This window comes from Marinomonas arctica (assembly GCF_003259225.1).
Classification (GTDB): Bacteria; Pseudomonadota; Gammaproteobacteria; order Pseudomonadales; family Marinomonadaceae; genus Marinomonas; species Marinomonas arctica.
On sequence record NZ_QHJF01000039.1, the window covers coordinates 1 to 25,419 of the forward strand.

Here is a 25,419-nt window from a genome sequence, read left to right on the forward strand (position 1 = left end):
GATGGTAGTGTGGGAGATCCCATGTGAGAGTAGGTCGTCGTCAAGCTTTATATTAAGAGAAACCCCACCCTACTCAGTAGGGTGGGGTTTTTTCGTTTCAGGGACGTAACAGGATCCTTGCCACGTGCGTGTGGGGCTCTTTATTGCAGACAAGCATGTGATAATCCCGCAAGGGGATAAGCATCCCGCAAGGGGATAAGCATAGGTCGTCATCAAGCTTTATATTTAAGAAGCCCTGATAGCTAACGCTGTCGGGGCTTTTTTTCGTCTCAAGGAAAGGGGCCGAGGTGCATCACCATCACCTTGGTATTCGCTTCGCTTGCGTCTGTTTCGTAGACTCAAGGCATCAGTGTGAATGAATGGTTGGTGTTCGTCAGACAAGGTAGGATGTATCGTGTGGAGCTTTTGTTGGTGTGCTTTTTTAATAAAAATCGATTTTTTTTCGATTTATACTTGCATGCGACGCCTTACGACGTTAAGGTTATTAACAGACAGAGGGCGATGGACTTGCCTAAAGCCTTCAGGACGAAGGCTCTGTCTCCTTTCAAGGTAGGCTATTGCTGCAAGGATGCAGCGGAAAATCCCTTTTCTACACTCATTCTACTATTTTGTAACTCCCCCTTCTTAAATTCTGTGTTGTTAATTCAAATCGATTTAATCTTGTCTCAATAACTCATATGAAAAAATTTATGACTCCAGAAGTGTTTATTAAACGTCAATGCAAAGCCCATATAGTGCAACGTGAAGAGCGGATTCAGTCTTTGTGGAGTGGTTATGGTGAGTTGGCTCGTTATTCATTAACAGGGAACGAATGCATTTCTTTTGTTGTTGCGAAGCACTGTTTATTGCCTGTAGCGGTGAATCATCCTAGAGGTTGGCATTCGGATCACAGTCATCAACGTAAGGTTCGCTCCTATGAAGTGGAACAAAATTGGTATCGAAACTGGGCCTCTCGTTGCCATAGATCCGCTCGTATCGCGTTTTGTTATGGCGATTTTTATGATGAACATACAGGTCAACGATTGACCTTATTGGAAGATTTAGACGCTGCTGGTTATTCAGATCGATATGATGCCAACAATAGAGAGCATTTACTTTCTTGTATTAATTGGCTTGCAGCGTTTCATGCAGGCTTTGTTTATCAAACACCCCCTCTAGACTGGCCGCCTGATCTTTGGAGCAGAGGGACCTATTGGCATATTGAGACTCGTCATGAAGAGTGGTCTGCCATGGACGATGGTGATTTAAAATCGTCTGCTGCCGCTTTGGCAAATTGTCTTGATCAAGCGAGTTTTAAAACCCTAGTTCATGGGGATGCCAAGGTGGCTAATTTTTGTTTTTCTCCACTTGATAATCAAGTGGCTGCAGTGGATTTCCAATACGTTGGCGGTGGTGTGGGAGTGCAGGATTTAGCGTATCTTTTAGGCAGTGCTTTATCTGAGTTTGAGCTGGCCGAAAATATAGATTACCTATTGGAGTATTATTTTTCAGAGTTGGGACGAGAGTTGATAGCGCAAGGCGAGTCGCAGGCCTTTGCCCAAGCGGTAATTGAAGAATGGCAAAACTTATTTTCTATTGCGTGGGCAGACTTTCATCGCTTTATTATGGGCTGGTCGCCCACTCATCCGAAAAATACGCCCTTCAGTCAGCAATTGACTGAGCAGGCGTTAAGTCAATTAAGACGATCTTAATGCACGGTTGGTTTTTGCCGTAGCTTGAGCGGTCATAGGATCTTCTGGCCAAGGGTGTTTAGGGTATCTGCCGCGCATTTCCTTGCGTACTTCTGGGTACACTTCGCGCCAGAAAAACGCCAAATCTTGTGTTACTGCAAGAGGGCGTTGTCCAGGTGAAAGCAGTTCGATACGTATTATCTGATTCAGTACAGTGGGACTGCTGGTGTAGCCGAACATTTCTTGCAGCTTGACTCTTAGGGTTGGCTGTTGTTCTCCATAATCGATGGCATGACTGGATCCCGATGGCACAGTGATACGCGTGGGGACTTTTTGATTAAGTGATTGCTGTTGTTGCCAATCTAATCGATTGAGCAAAATATCGTTTAATACCAGCTTATTCATAGCTAGTTGATTGGTGACTGTGCCAAGGTAGGGTAATAGCCAATCCTCTAAATCTTTCAATAACGCATCGTCTGAGCAATCTGGCCAGAGGTTTTGTTTGTCATGTGTGAAGGCGAATTGTAGACGTGCTCGCAGTTGCTCGCTGGTATCGTTCCAAGGCAGGACACAAAGACCTTCTTGGCGAATGAAATGGCAAACCGCTTGGCCGATATCGGCTTCAGACGGTTTATTGAGCTTTTGTTTATGCACACACAATTTGCCAATCCAATGTTGTGACTCACTGAGTAGACGTTCCTCTTTTTTTGACCAAGCAAGATGATGTTTAACGGTGAATAAGTCGTCAAAATCTTGTGTCAGCATGGAAAGCTGAATGGGGTAAGCGAGAAAAATACGATCTTCTTCTTGCCCATGATGCCCACCGATATCTAATGCGATGAGCCAGTCACTTTGGGCGCAAGGATCGAGAGACGATAGACTGGCCATGCGACCATTGGCCAGTTTGTATCGTGTCTTGTCATGGTCTTGCCCTGCACGTTGCGCAATACGGTCCGTAAACGCTCGAATCAATAAAAAAGCGATCTCTTTTTGACCATTGTTTGAGGCAGGTTGCGTGCTGATTTGCTGACTGCGCTTTTGCCATTGTTGCTGGGCGTTTAAATAGTGTTGTCTTGGGCGTTTGCTCTGGATCTGACGTGACCCAGATAACCAATGGAGTCGATCCGATAAGTCGCTATGGTGGTTGGACAGAGGATCGCCCTCCGACAAAAGTGTACAGATGGCACTGGCTAAATCGCTTTGATTGTTTTGCTTGCCATCCAGCAGCAATCGGGCCAGTCTAGGTTCGATTCCAAGGCGACTCATTTGCTCACCGAGTTGGCTTAACGTTAAAGAAGGTGGTGATGTTTTAGGTTGCTCAAGTGCTTGCAGGTTGATTAGCAAGTCGATCGCCTGTTGCCAATGGCTGTTCGGTGGCGGTGTCATCCAATCCAATTCCAAACGTTCTTGCACGCCCCATTTTGCTAAATCCATCACCAGGCTACTCAAGTCGCTGATTTCTATTTGTGGTTGAGCCTGTGGAGCAAGCTGATGTTGTTGTGCTTCGCTCCACCAACGATAACAAACGCCTGCTTCGGTTCGCCCAGCTCGACCCATGCGTTGAGTGGTTTCCGCTTGTGTTGCGCGACGTGTATGTAATCGTGTGATCGCTGTATTGGCATCAAAGCGTGCTTCACGGCTAAGACCACTGTCAATGACTACGCGAATGCCATCAATGGTTAAGCTGGTTTGTGCAATGGCCGTCGCCAGTACAATTTTACGATGAGGGGCTGTCGTGGGTTCAATGACCGTTTCTTGTTCTTTTAAGCTGAGCTCGCCATACAAGGGCAAGATGCTTAAATAGGCTTCATGGCCTAAGTGCTGTTGCAATTGGCTGGCAGCTTGTCGGATTTCTTTTTGACCTGGTAGAAAGACTAAAATGCTGCCGGTTTCTTCATAAAAAGCTTGGCAAGTAAGGCGCACGACTTCGTCGGTGACCTGAAAGGTTTTAAGGGATTTATTGCCATAATGTGTCGTGATTGGAAAACTTCGGCCTTGACTGGTCAGGGTTGGGCAACCAAGTCGCGTTTCTAGTGCGTCGGTATCTAGCGTCGCAGACATAACCAAGAGCTTAAGCGGATCTTGGTCACGATACAATTCGCGTGCTTGTAGGCACAAAGCAAAGGCTAAATCCGAATGCAAATTGCGCTCGTGGAACTCGTCGAAAATCACCAAAGCAATGTCATCTAGGCTTGGGTCATCGTGCAACATGCGCGTTAATACACCTTCGGTGACCACCAAAACTTGTGTGAGTGGACTTTCTTTGCCTTCATGGCGAATTCGATAACCAATACGCTGTCCGAGAGCTTCTTGCAAACTGTCCGCAAGGCGTTTTGCGGCGGTTTTCGCTGCTAAACGTCTTGGTTCTAACATGATAATTTTGCGCCCTTTGAGCCAAGCCTCATTCATTAAAGCCAATGGAACCACCGTGGTTTTACCCGCACCGGGAGCGGCTTCTAATATCGCTTCGTGGTGATATTCGAGTTGGTGTTTTAGCTGAGGAATAAGGTGGTAAATAGGCAGTTCATTAGACATAAGATGGCTCGTTAATTTGCTATCAATATGATAACGCTTTTGGCCTGTTAACGCAGTCTCACTTTAGGTCTTCCGATAGCGATGTCAGTTTTGCAGGTGGCGATGCAAGGTAGGAAGTAGCCATTCTGCTTTTCTTTTTCGTTTAAGCCATGTGGTTGTCGATCCGCGTAATCTATTTCACCAGACAGTAACGGTGTTAGACAAACACCGCACACTCCATTGGTGCATGCTTGTTTGATTGGAATATTTGCACAGAGCAAAGCATCCAAGATAGATTCACCTTGATTAACCTGAATGGATTGCTCAGGATCTAAAAAATCGAGCTGTATCTTCTTCTGAGGTATAAGTTTGTGCTGCACGAGTCGCTTTCTCTTTTGTTAGTTTAGTAATAACTTTACCATGAGATGAATAGAGACGGTGCATGATAACGATGCTTGCCAATACTGTGTTAAAAAGGTGTCTAATAGTATGGCTATAATGGTTTTTTTCGCGTGATTAGCAAGGATAATGGATCCCCCAACAATGACAGAACAAAATAAAAAGACCTTATTGGTAGTAGATGATGATCAAGACATTCGTCAGTTACTGTGTGACGCCTTGTCACAAAAAGGTTATCGAGTATTAGAAGCAGAAAATGGCCGTCAGATGTGGTTGCATTTGGATGCGGAACCTGTGGACTTGGTATTGATGGATTTATACCTTAGGGAAGAGGATGGTTTGAATCTTGCCCGTGATATTCGCGAGCGCTTTGTTATGCCAATTATGATGCTAACCGGAAAGGGTGATGAAACCGATCGCATTTTGGGGTTAGAGTTAGCGGCGGATGATTACATGATGAAGCCGTTTAATTTGCGCGAGCTAACTGCGCGAATTCATGCGCTGTTACGCCGTGCCTATCAAGCTCCTCCGACCTTGGGCAGTGCTATTAATCAAGATCATGATTGTTTGATATTTGGGAGCTGGGTGTTGGATTTAACCGCCCGTCTTTTACAAGATAAAGATGGGAAGTTAGTGACTTTGACTCTGGGTGAATTTTCTTTGTTAGAGGTGTTGGCGCGTCATCCAGATCGTATTTTTTCTCGTGAGCAACTAATAGAGCAAAGCCGAGGTTTAGACACCGAGGTGTTTGACCGCACGGTAGACGTGCTGATTTTGCGTCTGCGTCGAAAAATAGAGGCCAATCCGAAAACCCCCGAATTCATCAAGACTCAACGGGGGCTTGGTTATTTTTTTCAAGGCCCAGTGCGGATTCAGTAAATGCGCTTTACGAGTATTCGCCAAAAAGCGTCTTTGTCTATATTTGCCATTAGTTTGGTGGCTTTTTTTATGGTGGGCATTGGCTGGCAATCCATGCGGGTCAGTGAAGCGTCTTTATCCGAGTTTGAGTCTGAAACTTTACCGGAAATTAGTACGTCCTTAACCTTAGCGGAAGGTGTTGCTCAATTGGCTGCTATTGCACCTTATACCGCGGGCTCTGGTCGACCTTTTCAATTGCAAACGGAGTCTGAGCGCATTCATCGGCGTATCTTAGAGTTACGTGGTGTGGCAGACAGTTTGACGGATTCTGTATTTCAGCGTGATATCGACGAGCGGTTAGACGATTTGCAAACCACCTTGGAAGAGCTGGTTGCTTTGGTGCGGGAAGAATTGTATTTACGTGAAGACAGTTTGGCGCAGCAGTTTCGAATTCGTCAGTTACCACTCAATGAAGATAACTCGGCTATGGTAAACAGCCAGCAGGGGTTGGTTTGGCTGCTGCAGTTATTAGAGTCGCCGAGTTTGGTGCCGGAAAGCATGCTGAAAAATTTAAAGCTCTCGGAGCAGAATGAGCAAGTTGCAAGCATCGCCGACGATCTATTAATGGCTCACCGGCGCTTGAACCAGATTCAGGAACGTAAAAATTATTTGTTGATTTCGATTCGCGCGAAATCGGAACAGCTCAGTAAGCAAGTCAGTGACTTTGTTGGTGGCTTGCAAAAGAAGGTAAGTCGTCAGCGACAAGACGTGTCTTCGTTTGTCGACAGAGGTCAAAATTGGATTATCGGTATTTCTGTCTTTCTGTTGTTAGGTTTGACGCGTTTGTATTGGTACAGCCAGCGTATGACCAAAGATTTAGGTGTTGTTACTAATGATATGGAACAGTTGTCATTAGGGCGTGTGGATTCAAAGCACACTGGGATACGTCGAAACGATGAAATTGGTACGTTAGCGGATACCTTTGAGGTCTTTCGTCGTGATGCGCTAAGGCGTTTAGAAGTCACCGCTGAGTTATCAGAGCAAAAACGTTTGCTTGAAACCATCTTTGATAACATGAACGATGGGTTGAGTGTGTTTTCAGCGAAAGGCACTTTGGTAGCTTGGAACTCGGGCTATCAGAAATTGTTTGATTTGTTGGACGATGATTTAAGTGTTGGTATGTCGATTGATGAAGTACAAACCTTGATCAACCGAGGTCAGCATAAAAACTTGAACTTAGAAAATCAACAAGTTCATATGGAAGAGGTAAATGTTTCTCGTCATTTACGTTTTCAACGTTTTGAACGCCACTTCGATTCGGGAAAAATTATCGAGTTTCGCTCTAAACCCATGCCTGAAGGGGGATTTGTTACCCTATATACCGATTTAACCGAACGCAAGAGCGTGGAGAGTCAGTTACGCCAAGCACAAAAAATGGAGATGTTGGGGCAGTTAACGGGGGGCGTGGCGCATGACTTCAACAATCTTCTTGCGGCGATTATGGGCAATTTGCAAATGTTGTCTGACTCTCGTCCGCAGACATCTGATCAAGCGCGATATATAGAGCGTGCGCTGGTCGTCTCTGAGAAAAGCAGCAACCTTGTGCAGCGGCTCTTAGCGTTTAGTCGTCGCCAACAACTGTTCCCCGTCCCCATTGCCATTGATGACTTAATCGAAGGGATGTTGGATTTGGTGGAATACAGTGTGGGTTCGCATATTATCGTTGAAAGTGAGTTGCAGTGTCCTGGTGTGGTGAGTCTGATTGACCCTTCGCAGTTGGAAAATGCCTTGTTAAATCTGTCTTTAAATAGTGCCAGCGCCATGCCTGACGGTGGCCGTTTGGCTTTTTCTACCAAACTTTGTACCTTGCCTGGCAGTGATGTTCCGGCCATACGTATCCGTGTTGAAGATTCCGGAGAAGGGATTTCTGAAGAGGTCATTGGGCGAATTTTCGAACCTTTTTTTACTACCAAGCCTGTCGGTAAGGGTAGTGGATTGGGGCTCAGTATGATCTATGGCTTTGTGAAACAAAGTGGTGGGGAAATAAAGGTGACGTCAGAAAAAGGCAAGTGGACACGAGTTTGTCTCTTTTTACCCCAGCAGATATCGCCGATCGACCTGGTAGAGCGCGACAATGACACCCAACAAGAAACTATTTTATTGCCTGAACACAGTCTTGTTTGGTTGGTAGAAGATGATGAAGAAGTATGTCGGGTCATGCGCGAACAGTTGGAAAAAATGGGCTTTATGGTGCAGAGCTTTGAGTGCGCGGAAGCTGTAATGAGAGGGCTGAATAAAGCGATGGTGCCTGACGCCATTGTATCCGACGTGAATTTATCAGGCGCTATGAGTGGCGTGGAGTTAGCGCATAACATTCGCCTGCAGTCCCATAGTTTTACGGGACCGATATTACTGATGTCTGGTTTGCCAAAAGACGAATTGAAACAAAAATATCAACTAAAAGACGAAGATTTATTTATATCAAAACCTTTTACTATCAAAGAGTTAAGTGGAATATTTCAAGTTAAACACGAGATTGTTACAAATATTACAAAAAAAGATTAAATAATGAAATTATCCATTAGTTTTTTATCTTCATAGTATTTTGTTAGAAGCAGAGTCGGGGCTTGTTCTGTTTCAACAGCGTTTTAATGGCATTGCTGCCAATAATAAAAACAAAAAACTGGAGTTATAAAATAATGAAATTCATTCCTTATAAAAAATTGGCGTGTCTTGTTGCTGCTGGCACTCTTTCAACTGTCGCAATGGCTGAAACCCCAATTATCGGCCTTATCACCAAAACCAACACCAACCCATTCTTCGTTAAAATGAAAGAAGGCGCTCAGCAAAAAGCGGATGAGCTTGGTGTTGAACTACGTACCTTTGCTGGTCGTTATGACGGTGATAATGAAACGCAAGTTCAAGCGGTTGAAAACTTAATTGCTGCCGGTGCAAAAGGCATTCTTATTACCCCAAGTGATACCGCAGGTATCGTTCCGACTATTCAAAAAGCACGCGATGCCGGTTTGCTGGTTATTGCGTTAGACACACCTCTTAGCCCTGCTAGTGCAGCCGACATGACTTTTGCGACAGATAACTTTAAAGCTGGCGAAATGATTGGTATGTGGGCAAAAGAAAAAATGGGTGATAAAGCCAAAGATGCGAAAATCGCCTTGCTTGACTTGAGTACTAGTCAGATCACAGTAGACGTTGCACGTGATCAAGGTTTCTTAAAAGGCTTCGGTATTGATATTAAAGATCCAAACCGTATGGGCGATGAAACCGATCCACGCATCGTGGGCAATGATGTTACACAAGGCTCAGAAGAAGGTGGTCGTCGTGCAATGGAAAACTTATTGCAAAAAGATCCAGGTGTTAATTTAGTTTACACCATCAACGAGCCTGCAGCAGCAGGGGCCTATGAGGCTCTGAAATCATTTGGTCTTGAAAAAGACGTTTTGATTGTTTCTGTTGATGGCGGTTGTCCAGGTGTTCGTAACATCAAAGATGGCGTGATTGGCGCTACTTCCATGCAATTCCCTCTTCAAATGGCTTCTGAAGGCGTAACGGCGATCGTTGAGTTTGCTAAATCAGGTTCGCGTCCTTCTGCCTCTAATGGTCTTGATTTCTTCGACACTGGTGTTCAGTTGATCACGGATGAACCTGTAAAAGGTGTGAAGTCTGTGACGTCTCAAACTGGCTTGAGCATGTGCTGGGGCTAATCAATCTCTTGTGATAGATGGGCGAGAAGGTGCCCTTATTTGCCGTTAGCCGAGTTGTTGGGCTAACGGCCCTTTTCTTGTCTGGAGTAATCTATGAGTTCTACTGACACAAAGCCGTCAACAGCGGTGCTTGATCACGATAAAGTTGCCGATCAAGCCAGTGCGTATGTTGCGCAGTTTGAGCGTAATGAAACACCATTGCAGCGCTTTAAAAAGTTTCTTCATCATTATCCAATCGCTGCACCTTTGATTGTGCTGCTGTTGGCCGTTATCAGTTTTAGCGTCATTGTTGGTGATCGCTTTTTACACCCATTTAACTTGTCTTTGATACTGCAACAAGTGACCATTATCGGTGTGATTGGTGTCGCGCAGACGTTGATTATTTTAACCGCGGGTATTGATCTATCCGTTGGTGCCATCATGGTGCTGACTTCCGTTGTCATGGGACGGATGGCGGTGAACCATGGTATCGATCCTAGTTTATCTATTTTGATTGGTATTGCTGTTGGTGCGTTAGCGGGCTTTATCAATGGTTTATTGATTACACGCTTAAAAATACCGCCTTTCATTGCGACTTTGGGTTCCTGGAACGTGTTCTTTGCCTTGAATCTTTGGTATTCAAAAAGTGAAACGATTCGCTCCCAAGACATCAGTAATATTGCACCGCTGTTGCAGTGGACTGGCCAAACGATTGACTTTTTTGGCGCAAGGCTCACTTACGGTTCTTTGTTAATGCTAGGCATCTTCTTTTTGATTTGGTATGCCTTAAATTGGACCGCGTGGGGACGCCATGTCTATGCGACAGGGGATGACCCTGAAGCGGCAAAACTCGCAGGTATTCGTACCAATCGTATTTTGATGTCTGTCTACGTGTTGGCTGGCGTGGTCTGTGCTATCGGTGCTTGGGTATTGATTGGTCGAATTGGTTCAGTGAGCCCACAAGCGGGCACCATGACTAACCTAGACAGTATTACCGCGGTGGTGATCGGTGGTTGTAGCTTATTTGGTGGACGAGGCTCTATTTACGGCACACTGATAGGTGCCTTGGTCGTCGGTGTATTTCGCAATGGTTTGGCACTGGCTGGTGTCGATGTGTTATGGCAAGAGTTTACGGTCGGTATATTGATTATTTCGGCCGTTGCCATTGATCAGTGGATTCGAAGAGGGACAGCATAATGGTAGCTCAATACGATAAAACACCCGTGTTACAAACAAAGGGTTTAGTGAAACGCTATGGTAGCGTGACAGCGATTGATCATGCTGACTTTGAATTGTATCCAGGCGAAATCTTAGCCGTCATCGGAGACAACGGTGCAGGGAAATCGTCATTAATCAAGGCACTATCTGGTGCTTTGGTTCCCGATGAAGGGGAAATTTTGTTAGATGGTAAGCCAGTTCACTTTGCCTCGCCAATGGAAGCTCGTGCGTTAGGCATCGAAACCGTGTATCAAAATTTAGCGGTATCACCGGCATTAAACATTGCGGACAATTTATACTTAGGCCGTGAACTGCGTAAGCCAGGTATTTTGGGCTCTGTGTTTCGTATGCTTGATAAAAAAGAAATGGAACGTCGTGCTCAAGCTAAAATGACAGAGCTAGGTTTGATGACAATACAAAACATCAGCCAAGCGGTTGAGTCACTGTCTGGTGGTCAACGTCAAGGTGTCGCGGTGGCACGTTCTGCCTTATTTGGCAGCAAAGTGGTGATCATGGATGAGCCAACGGCAGCACTTGGTGTGAAAGAGTCGCGTCGTGTATTGAACTTAATCAAAGAAGTACGCGATCGCGGATTGCCGATTATTTTGATTAGCCACAATATGCCACACGTATTCGAAGTGGCTGATCGCATCCATATCCATCGTTTGGGTAAGCGAGCTGCGATTGTGACGCCTCAATCCCATAGCATGTCGGATGCGGTGGCGATTATGACCGGTGCCATGAACGTGGGCAGCTCAGATCAAGCTGCTTAGATGCAAAATGAGCCGTTGCTTTGTTTCTTCCATTCGGTAGGGCAAAATAGCGGCTCTTTATGCTTTATTCGATGTACTTCATATGGGTATGTCATTATGAGCATGCGACACTGCTGAGGAAGTAAAATGAGCCCAATGAAATCAACCATCTCTAGTCTGAAAGGACGATCGTTTTTGAAGACGAATCGTCTTATCCCCAGCGTACTGGCTGTTTTTATTGTTCTCGTTTTGCTTTTTTCTCCGCTGTCTTCTCAATCCTCAGAACCTCAGCCACTTAAATCCATTGGCATTAGCGTGGCAGATTTAGGCAATCCTTATTTTGTGCAGCTGATTGAGTCTGTTGCCTCTAAAGCGGAAGCGTTAGCCGGTGAGCCCGTGAAAATGCTCATTCGTTCGGATGCTTATGATTGGCAGCGCCAAATCGGTCAAATTAATGAATTCATCGAACAGAAAGTCGATTTAATTGTGCTAACGGCTGCGGATGAATACAAGGTGGCAGCCGTTGTTGCGAAGGCTCAGCGAGCCGGCATTAAAGTGATCGCAGTGGATGTTAATGCCCAAGGGGCCGATGCGACCATTACCACCGATAATGTTCAGGCTGGCGCTATAGCGTGTGAGAAATTAGCTGAAAAAATCGGCTATCAAGGCAACTTTGTCATCATTAACGGGGTGTTAGTGTCGTCTGTTATAGAACGCGTGGCTGGCTGTAAATCGGCTTTGAACAAATACCCTACTATCACTTTGTTGAGTGATCGTATGAATGGCACCGGAAGTGTAGAGGGTGGTATGGAAGCCATGACCTATTTAATGGAAGAATATCCGCATATTGATGCGGTATTTACCATCAATGATCCGACGGCATTTGGTGCGCTTCGTGCGGCTCAGCAGGCCAATCGTAATGAGTTTTTATTGGCCTCCATCGACGGTGCGCCTTTTGCGGTGGATATTATTAAACAAGCGGGCAATCCTTGGATTGCAACGGCCATTCAGCGTCCTGTGCCAATGGCCGAAAAAGCCATTGAAATTGGTATGGATCTGCTAAAAGGTAAAGAGGTCCCCCAACGTTTTATTTTGATCCCTTCCGTATTGGTTGAAAAAAACGAATAGCGCCTTTAAATCAGCATCGAAACTTGGTCTTTTTGCGCAACAGAGTTAAGCTATCGGCCTTCGTGAAAGAGGCCATTAATGGACACATCAACGCTATTCTCGCAAATCTTTAATACCGTTTTCCCTCTGGCCAGTATCGTGCTGGTGGCGTTCTTTTACGCGCGTGTACGACCCACCGACATGACGGTGGCGAATCGTCTTAATATCAGTGTATTTTGTCCAGCGCTGATCTTTTCGGTAATGGCGTCAAAAGAGTTTCATATCGCTCAATATGTTGATTTGATTCTTGCCGCGACGGCCGTTGTGTTAGGGTCTGGGCTCCTTGTTTGGCCTCTTTGTCGGTGGCTAAAAATTTCGCCTCAAACCTTAGTGCCTCCGATGATGTTTAACAACAGCGGTAATTTAGGCATCCCTCTGATTGTTTTGGCTTTCGGTGAGTCAGCCTTACCTATTGCGGTTGTGCTGTTTTTAACGGAAAACCTACTGCATTTTACCGTTGGTATGTATTTGCTTAACCCGAAATCCAATCTTCTCAATGTGTTGAAAATGCCGATGATCATTGCGACGATACTAGGCTTGATCTGGAGCTTACAAGGATGGACTGTCATGCCTGCGGTAAAAGTGTCTGTGGATATGATGGGGCAAATAGCCATTCCTTTAATGCTGTTTGCTCTTGGTGTTCGCATGACGAATGTGGACTTCAGTGAATGGAAATTGGGTGTGCTTAGTGGTTTCTTATGCCCATTGAGTGGTCTGATTATTGCGGTTATTTGGTATTATCTTGTTGGTATGTCAGCGGAAAATTTCGCGTATTTATTGATATTTGCTTGTCTACCACCGGCTATTTTGAATTACATGGTTGCTGAACTTTATCAACAAGAACCTCATAAAGTGGCGTCGATCGTGTTGATCAGTAACTTGATGAGTGTGGGGATTGTTCCTTGCGTGTTGTTTTATGTTTTATAGTCCCGTTTTAGGAGAGAAAGCATGATGGTACAAATTGGCTTAATTGCTTTGTTAGTGGTGGCGTATGTTATTGTTTCTCGGATTTTAAAGTCCAGCGTCACCTTGCTGGGCCAGAAAAAATACGCCAATGAAGTTCGCATCACTTATGTGTCGAAAATGTTAAACCTTGGCTTTACCGCGATTTTTGTGTTGCTGGTTTGTTTGGTGCTTGGCATTGGTTATGGCCAACTGGCGATCTTTTTTTCGTCTGTGTTTGCTGTGGTCGGTGTTGCGTTATTCGCTCAATGGTCGATTTTAAGCAACATTACCGCCAGCTTGATTATCTTCTTTGGCTTTCCCTATCGAGTGGGGGATTGGGTTAAAGTGGTGGACAAAGACGATGAAATATTAGGACAAATTACAGAAATATCGTCCTTTCATGTCATCATTCATCGTTTGTCTGGTGACGTGGTGACTTACCCAAACAGTTTAATTTTACAAAAAGCTGTCGTGCGCTTTGAAAACAGAGAATCTGCTTTGGCAATGAGCCAATTTGTTGCACACGATACATTGCCCGATAAAGTGGAAGAGCAACGCACTACCTCATAGATTTGAGCGAAAAATAATCAATTTTTCTAGATTGCCGATATTTGTGTCATACTAGGAGGCTTTCATCTTTAAGAAAGGAAGTCTCTTGTGAAATCCGATCCTGAGTCTTTGTTAAAAAATAACGATAAACTGATTCATTCCGAAGCACTGAAAGTGAAATCTCACGCGCAACGGCCCCAAGAAGACTGGGTGCTTCACACCTTAATGATTGAAGGCTACGATGTGCCTTTTCGCTTTAAGCGCCAAGGTAAATATCGTACCTTGCGTGGTGCTCGCGTTAACCTAACCTATTACCCGACTCAAGAAATGGTGGCGGGAATTCCAGTGGAAATCATGAAGGTGGTAAGAGTGAAACGTACTTAACACGTGTGTTTTGTGCTCTTTATTCGCTTCTGCTTTTATTCTTGCTGATATGAACTTAATATGGCGGCGCCTGTCTTTGATTCAGGTATTTATTGTCGAGACTTTTGCATATTAGGTGTAGAAACGCATGGAAACGAGTCGTTCTGGAAGTTGGTTTTCTGTGATGAAGCGTGTTGAACGCAGCGCATGGTTCCAAGGTTTTATTATCAGCATCATAGTGGTGGCTGCCTTAACGGTGGGCGCAAAAACTTATTCTTTGCCTTATGGCATTGATACCGCCATTAATTATTTAGACAACTTCATTACTGTGTTCTTTTTGGTTGAGCTTTCCTTGCGTTTTATCGCTTGTGACGATAAACGACGCTTTTTTAGAGACCCTTGGAACGTATTTGATACGGTCATTGTACTGGGTAGTTTGGTGCCAATTTCCGATACAGAAATGATTCTTGTCGCACGTTTGTTACGCGTGTTTCGTGTATTACGTCTGGTATCGATCATTCCAGATCTGCGCTATTTGATTAACGCTTTACTCAAAGCCATTCCCAAAATGGGCTACATTGCCCTGTTGATGTTCATCATCTTTTACATTTTTGCGGCGGTGGGGTCGATCTTTTTTCACCATGTGAACGAAACGCTTTGGGGTGATATTGCGATCTCAATGCTGACATTATTTCGTGTTGCAACGTTCGAAGATTGGACGGATGTCATGTACGAGACAATGGAAGTGTATCCGTTTAGTTGGATCTTCTACATCATCTTCATCTTCTTAACCGCATTTGTGTTTTTAAACATGATGGTCGGTGTGGTACTGGACGTGATGACCCGTGAAACTGCGCAAGAAGAGCATGAAAACCAAGAAAACCATCATCAAGCTTTGGTCACTCAGATTTCAGAGCTACAAGCCCAAGTTGCGCGCCTTGCCGATAAGATAGACGCACAACAAGAGCGAAAAGATTAACCCAGCTCTGATCTCTCTAAACGCTACGCTGGCTAAGCCTTTTTAGCCAGCGACCGCCAAACGTATTGAGCATTAAGCCAAGCAATACGACTAAAATTCCTACCCATTGCATAGCGCTAACCGTTTCGGACAGAAAAATTTCCGCTGAAGTTAATCCCACAACAGGCACGCCCAAAGTGAGCGGAGCGACCGTTGCTGCTGGGTAGCGGGACAACAAATAGCTCCATAAACCGTATCCTGCTAGCGTTGCAAACAAAGATAGATAAGCTAATGTGCCCAAGGTTTTGAGGTTCAAATTGACGATATTGCTCCACATGACGTCTCCGCCATCAATAAAATAAGCGCACAAAAAGAAGGGCACAGGTGGCACCCAGCTAGACCAAACGATCAGGTTGAGGTTAGCGTCGTAGCCTTTTTTACTGATGATCTTGGTGAAAATATTGCCCAACGCCCAGCTTGAGCCCGCGGCTAACGTTAGACCAAACCCCAGTGCTGTCATGGTCGAGTTTTCATTGTCTAATCCAATGACCGCCAAGCCGCCAATGGCTATGCCAATAGCGAGCACTTGATAAGGGCGTACGGTTTCTTTTAATAACAAAATAGCAAAGAATAGTGTGAAAATGGCCTGAGATTGCAATACTAAAGAGGCGAGTCCTGCGGGCATGCCAAATGAGATGGCACTGAATAAAAATGCAAACTGTCCGAAGTTTAACGATAGGGCATAGCCAATACACCAAAGCAGCGGCGTATTCGGCCGAGAGAAAAAGAAGCAACCAATCATGCCAATGACGAGGAAGCGCAATCCACCTAACATCATTGGTGTGAGTTCGTCTAAGCCCCAACGCATGACGATAAAGTTAAAGCCCCACGCGACGATGATAATCAGCGCCAAAAACATATCTTTGCGAATCATGGTAAGTCCTTAACCGTACAATAGAGTGAGGCGAAAATAAGCTAATCACTTTACGTGTTTTGGCGGCCTTTGCCCATGGACAGATAACAAAAGAATCAAGGACACAGATAGCGTGAATTTGGTATAGCTTAAAAATGCGTGGTATTCGTTTTTCACTTTGTCTATTAATAGAAAACATAGCCCATTCTTTCGTACGCTAATATAGGCTAAATTGTTCTCCCAATTGACCATTTATCAATAACAATAAAGCAGACAATAAGAGTCTCAGTAGTATGCGTATTTTAGTCGTGGAAGATGATCGTATTTTAGGCGAAGCCATCAGCCAAAGAATCCGTCGTATGGGGCATGGTCTTGATCTTGCACAAACAGGGCTACAAGCTAATCAAATGTTGGCTTTGCAAGAATACGACTTGATGCTCTTGGATCTTAATTTACCCGATATGTCGGGCAGTCACATTTTACATACGTTGCGTAAAAAACATTCGAATACTCCCGTGATTGTCCTAACGGCGCGAAATGAAATAAAAGACCGCATAGCTTTATTGGACTTAGGCGCAGACGACTACATGACCAAGCCAGTGGACTTTGGTGAATTAGAAGCACGATGCCGAGCCTTGTTACGTCGTAGCCAAGGGCAAGCACAAAACAGCATAGAATACGGTAATGTTTGTTTAGACTTACAAGCTTGCACCGTCACCGTTGCTGGTCAGCTTATCGAGTTAAAGCAACGTGAGTTTCGTTTGCTAGAGGTATTTATTAGTCATACTGGAAGAGTGTTAAGTAAAGAAGTGCTGATTGAGCATATTTACAGCTTTAATGAAAACCCGAATCCAAGTGTGATTGAGATTTATGTGGCGCGTTTGCGCAAATCTTTGCAAGACAGCGATATCTCTATCCGGACTATTCGTGGTTTAGGGTATTTGCTGGAAAAGTATCATGACTAAATCGACTGCATCGATTCGTCGGCAATTGATCCTGATGGTGGCGACGGTATTGATCGTCATTAACGCGGTGGCTCTTTGGAGTGCGCATATTTATGCCAATCGAACCGCAAAAGAGTCCTATGATCGGCTGTTATATGGCTCGGCTTTGCAGATGGCTGAAAATATTACGATTTTGGACTCTCAGGTTTTTATTGATTTGCCCGTTTCTGCGTTTGAGACTTTGGCTTTGTCTACCGCTGATCGTGCGTTTTATGCCATCTTGAATGGGCAATATCAGGTGTTAACAGGCTATAAAGATCTCCCTAATATTCCGTTTACCCAACTCTTGCAGCAGTCCAGAGAAAAAGAAAAATTTCTTCCGATTTATTATGAAGCCATATATCGCGGTGAAAGGGTGCGCTTTGTAGCCTTGGGAAAACGTTTGTTAGAAGCAGACAGCGTGAACGATGTGTTTATTATTGTTGGGCAAACATTGGATGCTCGCCGTGTAAGCGCCACAGAAATCAGCCAAATGGCACTGCAATTTGTGACTTTGTTTTTCTTTATCACCTTGCTCTTATTGTTTTTTGTGATCTGGCGAGTATTGCAACCATTACAAGCAATTAAGCAGGCCATTACAGAGCGTTCACCTCAAGAGTTATCGCCATTAGAAACCAATGTGCCCAGTGAAATTGCGCCTTTGTTAAAAAGTATTAATTACTTTATGGCGCAATTAGACAACACACTCAGTCGTTTAAAGCGTTTTACGGCGGAAGCCGCGCATCAAATACGAACGCCTTTGGCGGGTTTAAATTCACAGGCGCAAAACGCTATAGATGAAACGGATGAGGTGTTACGTCAAAAGCAACTACAGCATATTTTAGAAAGCAGTAACGTGTTGGCTGATACGGTAAACCAGTTACTAAATCGAGCGACACTGACACATCGTTATCAAAGTCACCCCTTTAGTCCTGTGTCGCTGGATCATGTGATTAAAGAAACATGCCGTGAGCTGGTGGTTTGGGCGTTAGAGCGACAAGTTGAAATTGAATATGTGGGGGATATTCAAGTCACGATCAATGGTGATGAATTTGCCCTTAAACAAATGCTGCAAAATATTATTGAGAATGCCATTAAATACAGCCCTAAGGGTGGCACTGTTGAAGTCGCGTTGATGCTCACCAACGAACTGTCTGAAGCGTCCATCCTGTTGCAGATTCGTGATCAAGGTGTGGGGGTGCCGGATCAGGACAAAGAACATATTTTCGAGTATTTTTATCGCAGTCCAGATAACTTTGCTTCAGGTTCTGGGATTGGTTTATCCATTGCTAAGGACGTCGCAGAGCACCATGAAGCCAGGTTCCATTTAAAAGATAACCAGCCAACCGGATTGATTGTGGAAGTTATTTTCCCGCAACGAAAAGGACTTTCTTATGAGCACTAGGGGATGGTTGAGTGGCCTGTTGGCGGTGCTTTTGTGGTTGGTGAACAGCCTAGTGTTTGCGGATGGAACATCACAAAGCACGCATGTTATTTTTCCCAGTGCGAGCTTCCATACCAAACCGCAAGGCGCTGTCTTGTCGGTGTATGGTGCGTTGAATCGTCAGGCCATTACGCCTTTATTCAAAGCGTATCAAAATAAATATCCAGATGTGTCTATTCACTATACTGAAGCCAATACACGCTATCTTTACGAGCAATTTCTTTCTCAGCCAACGTCACGGCCAGATGTCATGCTGAGTCCAGCGATGGATTTGCAATTCAAATTGGCCAATGATGGTTATGCGCTGGCCTATGAATCGCCATCACTTGAAGGCTTGCCGCAGGACTCTCATTGGCGTCATGAATTGTTTGGTTTTACCTATGAACCTATTGTAACAGCGATTAATACCGATATTTTAGCTGCCGAGACGATGCCGCAAAGTCGTGAACAATTATTGAATTTGATTCGTAATAAAAATCATCTCCTAGACGATAAAATTGGTTTATTTGATATTCAGCGGTCGGGTCTAGGGTATCTGGCGTGGGCTTATGATGGACAGCAATCTCGTAGTTATGGACGTCTATTAGAGGCGTTTGGAACGCATCAAGCTCGGCTTTATACGGATACCTCTGCGATGCTCAATGCTTTGTTGAAAGGTCACATTTTTATTGCCTACAATCTTGTTGGCGCCTACTCCTACCAATGGAGTCAACAATATCCGTGGATCAAAACCCTCATGCCAACAGATTATACGACGATCATTAGGCGCACGGCATTTATCTCTCGTGACGCCCAACAGCCGATATTGGCGAAGCGTTTTATCGATCTTCTATTGTCCCCAGAAGGGCAGCATATTTTGGCAAATCAGTCCGGTATTACGCCAATCAGCACTCAGGTAAACGGCCCATACAGTCGTGATGAGCTGAGTAAGTTACCACATGGCATTTTCCGGCCGATTCCCCTTGGCCTTGAGCTATTAATCCAAACAGATGATGCTAAAAAGCGGCTTATTTATCATGAATGGGACAATGCTATGCTGTCTGCACCGAATCCTGTTCCATCCATGCCATAAACAAACATTTATTTAATGGCTTATTCAAGGCCCGTGAAAGGTTCATGAAAGGTTTCCTCGCTAGAGTGTTCTACGAACTTTAAAAAATAGTAATAAAACAAAAATAAAGTGGAGAATACTATGTTTAAAAAACTGCTTATAGCGAGCGCTCTATGCGCAACCCTAGTTAACAATCCTGTGCAAGCGTCAGAGCGTGTGTCTATTGGAACGGGCGGCACCGGAGGTTTGTTTTATGTGATTGGTGCGGGTATTTCTGAAACACTCAATAAACATATGGAAAATACCACGGCGCGAGCTGAAGTCACTGGGGCGTCTGTTGAGAACAATCACCGAGTTGCAGCAGGTCAGATGACACTTGGGCTTTCTTCTTCCTCTACCCTATTTGAAGCTAAAAACGGTGAGGGCCCATTTAAAGTAAGCGGCCCATTGGATGTCGCTGGTATTGCCTATCTATATCCGGCGGTACTGCAAGTTGCGACCATTTCTGGAACCGGAGTGGATTCATTTGAAGCGTTAAAAGGCAAACGTGTCAGCATGGGGCCTCCTGGCAGTAATGCAGCGGTATTAGCGACGCGCTTGTTGCAAGAGTACGGTGTGTTTGAAGACGTTACGCCACGATTCCTTTCTTACACTGAGGGGGTAAAAGCATTAGTGAACGGTCAAGTCGATGCCGCGGTGGTGTTAGCGGGTGCGCCGACCTCATCTTTGATTGATCTTGATTCTCAAACAGACATGACCTTGTTATCCGTCGAGGTTAATAAATTGGATAGTTTGATTCAGAAATACCCCTTCTACCAAGCCTACTCGCTGCCCGCTGGAACCTACCCAGATCAGACTGCGCAAGTGATGATGATTAATGATCCTGCTATTTTGTTTACGAGTGGTAAAGAAGATCAGAGCAAGGTGTACAACATCACCAAAACGATTTTTTCGCATCTCGAAGAGCTAGGGCAGATTCATCCTCAAGCGAAATCGATTTCATTAGAAACGGCTAAACACACGCCTATTGCTTTGCACCCTGGTGCGAAAAAATATTATGACGAAGTAAGCGGCAAATAGGAGTGTCACTATGTTGAACTCAGGTTCCAGCAATGGCTTTCAAAGCTTGCTCCTTGAATCAAAATTTGCGGGTGGCAAAGAACGTCTAGCAGTCTCTTTATTGTTCAGTGTGATCGCCGCTGGAATCGCCGGTCTTGTACTTTACGGCGCGTATTATGGTGGCATTACCGCGTTGCTATTGAGGTCGGCGTTTTTCTCTTTAGTTGCAGCGGCTGCCATGCTGTTTTATGCGCTGAGATACAAAAGTGTCGCGGGTCGTGGCGCGTTTTATCTATTGACTCTATTGGCGTTAATTCCGGGACCTTATTTGTGGCATAACTACATTGATATTGTCATGCGTGGCGCCATGTCGATTGGGCAAGACCGCTGGATCTTTATGGCGCTCATTGCTGTGGTGTTTGTTTTTGTTCGTATTGCAGTAGGTCGGGCGCTCATTATTTTAATGACGCTGGCATTTTTGTATGCGTATTTTGGTGATGCGATACCGGGAAAGTATGGACACAGTGGTTACGATCTTAGCCGTCTAACGTCTACTTTAATGCTTTCTACCGAAGGTGTTTTCGGGGTGCCGATGGGCGTTGCTGTTGAGTATATTTTTCTTTTCGGCTTGTTTGGTGCCATCTTAACCAAGATAGGCACAGGTGAGGTATTTGTTGATATTGCGCGGGGCGTTACAGGGCGTGTTCAAGGGGGACCTGGATTATCAGCGGCTTTATCTAGTGCTTTACTGGGCTCTCTTAATGGCAGCGCTGTCGCCAACGTTGTGACCACAGGAACCTTTACTATCCCATTGATGAAACGGGTCGGTTACAGTGCGAAACTGGCTGGAGCGATTGAAGCGGCGGCGTCATCTGCGGGGCAAATTATGCCGCCAGTTATGGGGGCTGCCGCCTTTTTAATGGCGGAAATGATCGGTATTCCTTATGCCGAAGTAGCGTTAGCGGCTTTGGTGCCCGCGCTTCTTTACATTTTTGCTTTGATGATCGCTGTGCGTCTTGAGGCTGGACGCCTTAATTTAGCAAGAGATACGGGGGCTGGTTTACAGCTGTTGCTGACCACTCTGAAAACAAAAAGTTATCTTTTGCTTCCGTTGGTGGTGTTGATTGGTTTGATGATCTCAGGTAAATCGCCGACACAAGCGGCTGTGATGGGGATTTTAGCGGGGTTAGCGGTTTGCCCATGGAAGAAAGAAACACGTATTAACATGTTTGATCTTATTTCTGCCTGCAAGGAAACCTTAACTTCGACTTTACCTATTGTCGCGGCAGTGGCGGCGGCGGGTGTGATCATTGGGGTTTTGAATCTCACTGGCATGGGCCTGATGCTGTCGGGTTTGATTATTGAACTGGGTGACGGCAATCTGTGGGCGGTACTATTGCTCACAGCACTGGCGTCTTTTGTTTTGGGAATGGGCTTGCCGACATCCGCTGCGTACCTTTTGTTGGCTGTATTGGTGGCTCCCGCCATGACACAGCTTGGTATGGAAGCGTTATCGGCACATATGTTTATTTTCTACTTCGGATTGGTGTCGGCCATAACGCCTCCTGTCGCCTTGGCAGCCTATGCGGCGGCCACGATCTCTGGCGCTGATGCGAATGAAACCGCGGTGGAGTCTATGCGTTTGGGGTTTGTAAAACTGCTCGTGCCATTTTTGTTTGTGACCATGCCGGGTGTGTTGCTGATTGGTACAACAACCAGTGTGATTGCCGCGATTACTTTTGCGACCTTGGCGACAGCGTCCATGAGCATTGGCTTTTCTGGTTGGTTACGTGAGCCTTTATCCTGGCTGACTCGTTTATTGTATGTGGTTGCAGCCGTGTTAATCGCTTGGCCTGCAGCAGCAACGGACACGTCTATCGCTGTATTGGGCGCTCGTATTATCGGTATTGTGCTGTTTGCTGGATTGCTGTTCAAAGCAAGCATTCAAACAAAGCCCAATACCATGAAAGCTGAAGTTTAATGGCTTAGAAAACGAAACAACGGGTACTAAAAAGCGCATATTCCTATAACTGAAATATGCGCTTTTTTAGTCACTATGGCTTGTTAAGGCAACCCCGTCATCAGCAGTTTAATGCCGTAAGACATGGTTAATATAGCAATGAAGCCGATGCCATAGAGGAGCAAAAACCATTGCCACGATTTAAGCTTGGCGGTCTTTTCTTTCAGGCTTTTTAGTGACATTAGTAACCCTCCTGATAATCTTCCACCTTGCCAGCAAAAACGCGATACCCCCACAAGGTATAAGCACAAATTAATGGCACGAAGATGCATATACCGGGAAGCAAGAAGAGCAAGCTGCTGTCTGGCGATGCCGCTTCCATATAGGTGAGTTGCCTTGGTATGAGGTACGGGAACAAACCGACCACAAGACCAGCAAAGCCCAATAAGAATAGCGTTGCAGCATACCAAAATGGTCGACCTTCATGATGAACGACGTCATTCGAATGCCTGTTTAAATCTCGCCATGCCAAAACCGCGACCACCAAGGTGATAATAGGTAAGGGCGATAACCACAGGAAATTCAAACCAGAAAACCAACGTTGACGAATGTCTATCTGGGTTGCCACGGTCCACAAACTCACTATTACCATGGCTAAAATAGTGATCAGCAAGAGTTGTTTACCTAATTTCGCCGCGTGTTCTTGAATGCGTCCGCGACTCTTCATAAACAAATAACAAGCGGCTAACAGCGCATAACCCGCCATGACAGAAAAGCCTGTTAGGATAGAAAAGGGCGTTAGCCAATGCAGACTAGATAAACTGTCGACACCGGCAGGTACGCCTTGAACGATGGAGCCTAGCAGCATGCCTTGGCAAAATGCTGCGATGGCCGATCCCGCGCTAAACGCAAGGTCCCAATAAGGTCGAGACGTGTCGGACTTAAAGCGATACTCGAATGCTACACCACGAAAAATCAAAGCAAACAGCATCAGCATGATGGGCAAATAAAAGGTTGAAGTAATCCCCGCATAAGCGGCAGGAAAAGCGGCAAACAACACTACGCCACCAAAGACCAACCAAGTTTCGTTACCATCCCAAACGTGTGATATAGAGCGCATTAAATGGTCGCGCTCGCCTTCTTGGTTAAACCAAGGGTAAAGAATGCCAATCCCGAGGTCGAAGCCATCAAGTAACACGTACATAAAGATGGCAAAGCCTAAAACAAGGAAGTAGAAAAGCGCCAAGTCCATCATTTATCTCCTTGTACTATGGTTGGTTGATTGTGTAAGTGTGACTCTTTCGATTGTAGTGTTTTTACCCAAGCCAAGGCATAGCCTGGCGCTTTCATACCAATGAGCTGTTGCTCTAAGGCTTCCATAGAGGGCGGTCCTTTTTTAATCAGCTTGCCCATGAAGTAGAGATAAACACCAATTAGTAAGGTGTAAATGATGACAAACATGGTCAAGGTAAAGAGCACGCGTTCTGCAGGCAGTGGCGATACAATCTCGGACGTTCTCACCAAGTTATAGACAATCCAAGGTTGACGACCAATTTCGACCACATACCAACCTGCCAGTACCGCAATGACACCCATAGGGGTAAATAATGTCACGAGAGACAAGAACGCTTTGTTTTCATATAAGCGGCCTTTACGACGTAACAAGAGTGCAAGCGCCGCAATCCCCATCATGCCAAAACCAATGCCAACCATGACACGGAAAGACCAAAACACTAACGGCACGTTGGGTCTGTCTTCAGGCGGTACCGCTTTTAGGCCTTGCACTGCGCCATCCCACGAGTGAGTTAGGATCAGGCTGCCAAGGTTTGGAATGCCGAGTTCATAATCGTTCGATTCCGTTTTCATATTGGGCATGGCAAACAACAGCAGTGGCACGTTTTCTTCTTGTGCTGGCCAAATGCCTTCCATCGCTGCTAATTTAGTTGGCTGATGTTCTTTTACGTTCAAGCCGTGCATATCGCCGATCCAGGCTTGCAGCGGCGTGAGCACCAAGGCGAACCACATACACATGGACAGGCCTTTTTTCGCGAACGGAATGTGTTTCTTTTTCAATAAGTAGTAGGCACAGATGCCGGCTACAACAAAAGTGGCGGTAATGAATGACGCGACCACCATGTGCGTGAAGCGATAGGGCATGGACGGATTGAAGATCACTGCCATCCAGCTTTCCACTTCAAACTTACCATCGACGATTTTGTGCCCTGTGGGGGTTTGCATCCAAGAGTTGGCAACGATGATCCAAAAGGCGGAAATCCACGTCCCTACCATGACGACGATGGTTGAGAAAAAGTGCAGCTTACGACCCACACGCTGCCAGCCAAACAACATGACACCAAGAAAACCCGCTTCCATGAAAAAAGCCGTCAGTACTTCATACGCCATCAATGGCCCAATCACAGCCCCGGTCATTTCGGAGAACTTGGAAAAGTTAGTACCAAACTCGTAGGACAAGACAATACCGGACACCACACCCATACCGAAGGTAATGGCGAAGGGTTTGATCCAAAACTTCGCCAATTGTAAGTAGTAGGGGTTGTGCGTTTTAAGCCACAAACCTTCCCAAATAGCAATCAGCGTCGCCAGACCAATGGTGATGCTGGGGAAAATGATATGAAAGCTCACCGTAAAGGCAAACTGTATGCGAGATAAGATGGCGACGTCGAGGTCCATAATGGCTCCCTTAGCAATAAATAAGCGTTAGGTAGTTAAATGTTGTTTTTAACGCTTAGCGTGCGTATTTGTTGTACAGCCAAAGGCAGTATTGCTAATCCTACAATGCTAAAAAGCGCAATGATTTCGGTCATTAAAAAGCCAGTGTTCATGGTGTTGGTCCTGTTAGTTGATAAATATTTGATGTAAATCAAAGGTTGTCTTAGTCATAGCAAAGGGCAGGC

22 protein-coding genes are annotated in these 25,419 nt (G+C 45.2%); 16 read left to right on the forward strand and 6 right to left on the reverse strand.

Features of this window, described 5'->3' with window-relative positions:
- Nucleotides 1-689 precede the first annotated feature (689 nt).
- Nucleotides 690-1,691, forward strand: coding sequence for a phosphotransferase (locus DK187_RS19150; protein WP_111608917.1), 1,002 nt, complete (start codon nt 690-692; stop codon nt 1,689-1,691).
- On the opposite strand, the gene hrpB is transcribed toward DK187_RS19150, so the two are convergent.
- Nucleotides 1,677-4,205: an ATP-dependent helicase HrpB gene (hrpB, locus tag DK187_RS19155; protein WP_111608918.1), complete on the reverse strand. Its 2,529-nt coding sequence runs from the start codon at nt 4,203-4,205 to the stop codon at nt 1,677-1,679. The two genes, DK187_RS19150 and hrpB, sit on opposite strands and share 15 nt — an antisense overlap.
- A gap of 47 nt (nt 4,206-4,252) precedes the next feature.
- A complete protein-coding gene (locus DK187_RS19160; RefSeq protein ID WP_223232257.1) occupies nt 4,253-4,564 on the reverse strand; it encodes a 2Fe-2S iron-sulfur cluster-binding protein in 312 nt (103 codons plus the stop codon).
- Between the two features lie 163 nt (nt 4,565-4,727).
- Here DK187_RS19160 and DK187_RS19165 point away from each other — a divergent pair, with 163 nt between their 5' ends.
- The 10 genes from DK187_RS19165 (at nt 4,728) to DK187_RS19210 (ending at nt 15,115) form a co-directional block, all read left to right on the forward strand.
- Nucleotides 4,728-5,462, forward strand: coding sequence for a response regulator (locus tag DK187_RS19165; RefSeq protein WP_111608919.1), 735 nt, complete (start codon nt 4,728-4,730; stop codon nt 5,460-5,462).
- Nucleotides 5,463-8,006, forward strand: a complete 2,544-nt coding sequence (locus DK187_RS19170) for a PAS-domain containing protein (RefSeq protein WP_111608920.1) — start codon at nt 5,463-5,465, stop codon at nt 8,004-8,006. It abuts the gene before it with no gap.
- A gap of 134 nt (nt 8,007-8,140) precedes the next feature.
- Nucleotides 8,141-9,163 (forward strand): sugar ABC transporter substrate-binding protein, encoded by a 1,023-nt coding sequence (locus DK187_RS19175; RefSeq protein WP_111608921.1) that lies wholly within the window; start codon nt 8,141-8,143, stop codon nt 9,161-9,163.
- Nucleotides 9,164-9,256: 93 nt separating this feature from the next.
- Nucleotides 9,257-10,339, forward strand: coding sequence for an ABC transporter permease (locus tag DK187_RS19180; protein ID WP_111608922.1), 1,083 nt, complete (start codon nt 9,257-9,259; stop codon nt 10,337-10,339).
- The gene (locus DK187_RS19185; RefSeq protein ID WP_111608923.1) at nt 10,339-11,133 is read left to right on the forward strand and encodes an ATP-binding cassette domain-containing protein; all 795 of its coding nucleotides are present in this window, start codon (nt 10,339-10,341) and stop codon (nt 11,131-11,133) included. The genes DK187_RS19180 and DK187_RS19185 overlap by 1 nt, the downstream gene beginning before the upstream one ends.
- Nucleotides 11,134-11,259: 126 nt before the next feature.
- Complete coding sequence (locus DK187_RS19190) at nt 11,260-12,240, forward strand: substrate-binding domain-containing protein (protein WP_223232256.1); 981 nt, start codon at nt 11,260-11,262, stop codon at nt 12,238-12,240.
- A gap of 78 nt (nt 12,241-12,318) precedes the next feature.
- The gene (locus DK187_RS19195; protein WP_111608924.1) at nt 12,319-13,206 is read left to right on the forward strand and encodes an AEC family transporter; all 888 of its coding nucleotides are present in this window, start codon (nt 12,319-12,321) and stop codon (nt 13,204-13,206) included.
- 21 nt (nt 13,207-13,227) lie between these two features.
- Nucleotides 13,228-13,794 carry a mechanosensitive ion channel domain-containing protein gene (locus tag DK187_RS19200; protein WP_111608925.1) on the forward strand — a complete coding sequence of 189 codons (567 nt, stop codon included), beginning with the start codon at nt 13,228-13,230 and terminating at the stop codon, nt 13,792-13,794.
- An 87-nt stretch (nt 13,795-13,881) separates the two neighbouring features.
- On the forward strand, nt 13,882-14,157 hold the full coding sequence (locus DK187_RS19205; protein ID WP_111608926.1) for a hypothetical protein: 276 nt from the start codon (nt 13,882-13,884) through the stop codon (nt 14,155-14,157).
- Between the two features lie 127 nt (nt 14,158-14,284).
- Nucleotides 14,285-15,115 (forward strand): ion transporter, encoded by an 831-nt coding sequence (locus tag DK187_RS19210; protein ID WP_111608927.1) that lies wholly within the window; start codon nt 14,285-14,287, stop codon nt 15,113-15,115.
- A gap of 16 nt (nt 15,116-15,131) precedes the next feature.
- Here DK187_RS19210 and DK187_RS19215 read toward each other — a convergent pair whose 3' ends face one another.
- Nucleotides 15,132-16,028, reverse strand: a complete 897-nt coding sequence (locus DK187_RS19215; protein WP_111608928.1) for an EamA family transporter — start codon at nt 16,026-16,028, stop codon at nt 15,132-15,134.
- Nucleotides 16,029-16,300: 272 nt separating this feature from the next.
- On the opposite strand from DK187_RS19215, the gene DK187_RS19220 reads away from it, so the two are divergent.
- The 5 genes from DK187_RS19220 to DK187_RS19240 all read left to right on the forward strand — a co-directional run bounded on the left by DK187_RS19220 (nt 16,301) and on the right by DK187_RS19240 (nt 22,525).
- Nucleotides 16,301-16,972, forward strand: coding sequence for a response regulator transcription factor (locus DK187_RS19220; protein WP_111608929.1), 672 nt, complete (start codon nt 16,301-16,303; stop codon nt 16,970-16,972).
- Nucleotides 16,965-18,395: a sensor histidine kinase gene (locus DK187_RS19225; RefSeq protein ID WP_111608930.1), complete on the forward strand. Its 1,431-nt coding sequence runs from the start codon at nt 16,965-16,967 to the stop codon at nt 18,393-18,395. Before DK187_RS19220 ends, DK187_RS19225 begins: the two co-directional genes overlap by 8 nt.
- The gene (locus DK187_RS19230; protein WP_111608931.1) at nt 18,385-19,506 is read left to right on the forward strand and encodes an ABC transporter substrate-binding protein; all 1,122 of its coding nucleotides are present in this window, start codon (nt 18,385-18,387) and stop codon (nt 19,504-19,506) included. The genes DK187_RS19225 and DK187_RS19230 overlap by 11 nt, the downstream gene beginning before the upstream one ends.
- A gap of 120 nt (nt 19,507-19,626) precedes the next feature.
- Nucleotides 19,627-20,565, forward strand: a complete 939-nt coding sequence (locus DK187_RS19235; protein WP_111608932.1) for a TAXI family TRAP transporter solute-binding subunit — start codon at nt 19,627-19,629, stop codon at nt 20,563-20,565.
- Nucleotides 20,566-20,575: 10 nt separating this feature from the next.
- Nucleotides 20,576-22,525 (forward strand): TRAP transporter permease, encoded by a 1,950-nt coding sequence (locus DK187_RS19240; protein ID WP_111608933.1) that lies wholly within the window; start codon nt 20,576-20,578, stop codon nt 22,523-22,525.
- 83 nt (nt 22,526-22,608) lie between these two features.
- Here DK187_RS19240 and DK187_RS21160 read toward each other — a convergent pair whose 3' ends face one another.
- The 3 genes from DK187_RS21160 to DK187_RS19250 are packed head-to-tail and all read right to left on the reverse strand — an operon-like array spanning nt 22,609 to nt 25,195.
- Nucleotides 22,609-22,746, reverse strand: a complete 138-nt coding sequence (locus DK187_RS21160; protein WP_162623562.1) for a hypothetical protein — start codon at nt 22,744-22,746, stop codon at nt 22,609-22,611.
- Nucleotides 22,746-23,756, reverse strand: a complete 1,011-nt coding sequence (gene cydB / locus DK187_RS19245; protein WP_111608934.1) for a cytochrome d ubiquinol oxidase subunit II — start codon at nt 23,754-23,756, stop codon at nt 22,746-22,748. Before cydB ends, DK187_RS21160 begins: the two co-directional genes overlap by 1 nt.
- Entirely contained in the window at nt 23,756-25,195 is a 1,440-nt protein-coding gene (locus tag DK187_RS19250) for a cytochrome ubiquinol oxidase subunit I (protein ID WP_111608935.1), read from the reverse strand. The genes cydB and DK187_RS19250 overlap by 1 nt, the downstream gene beginning before the upstream one ends.
- Nucleotides 25,196-25,419 lie beyond the last annotated feature (224 nt).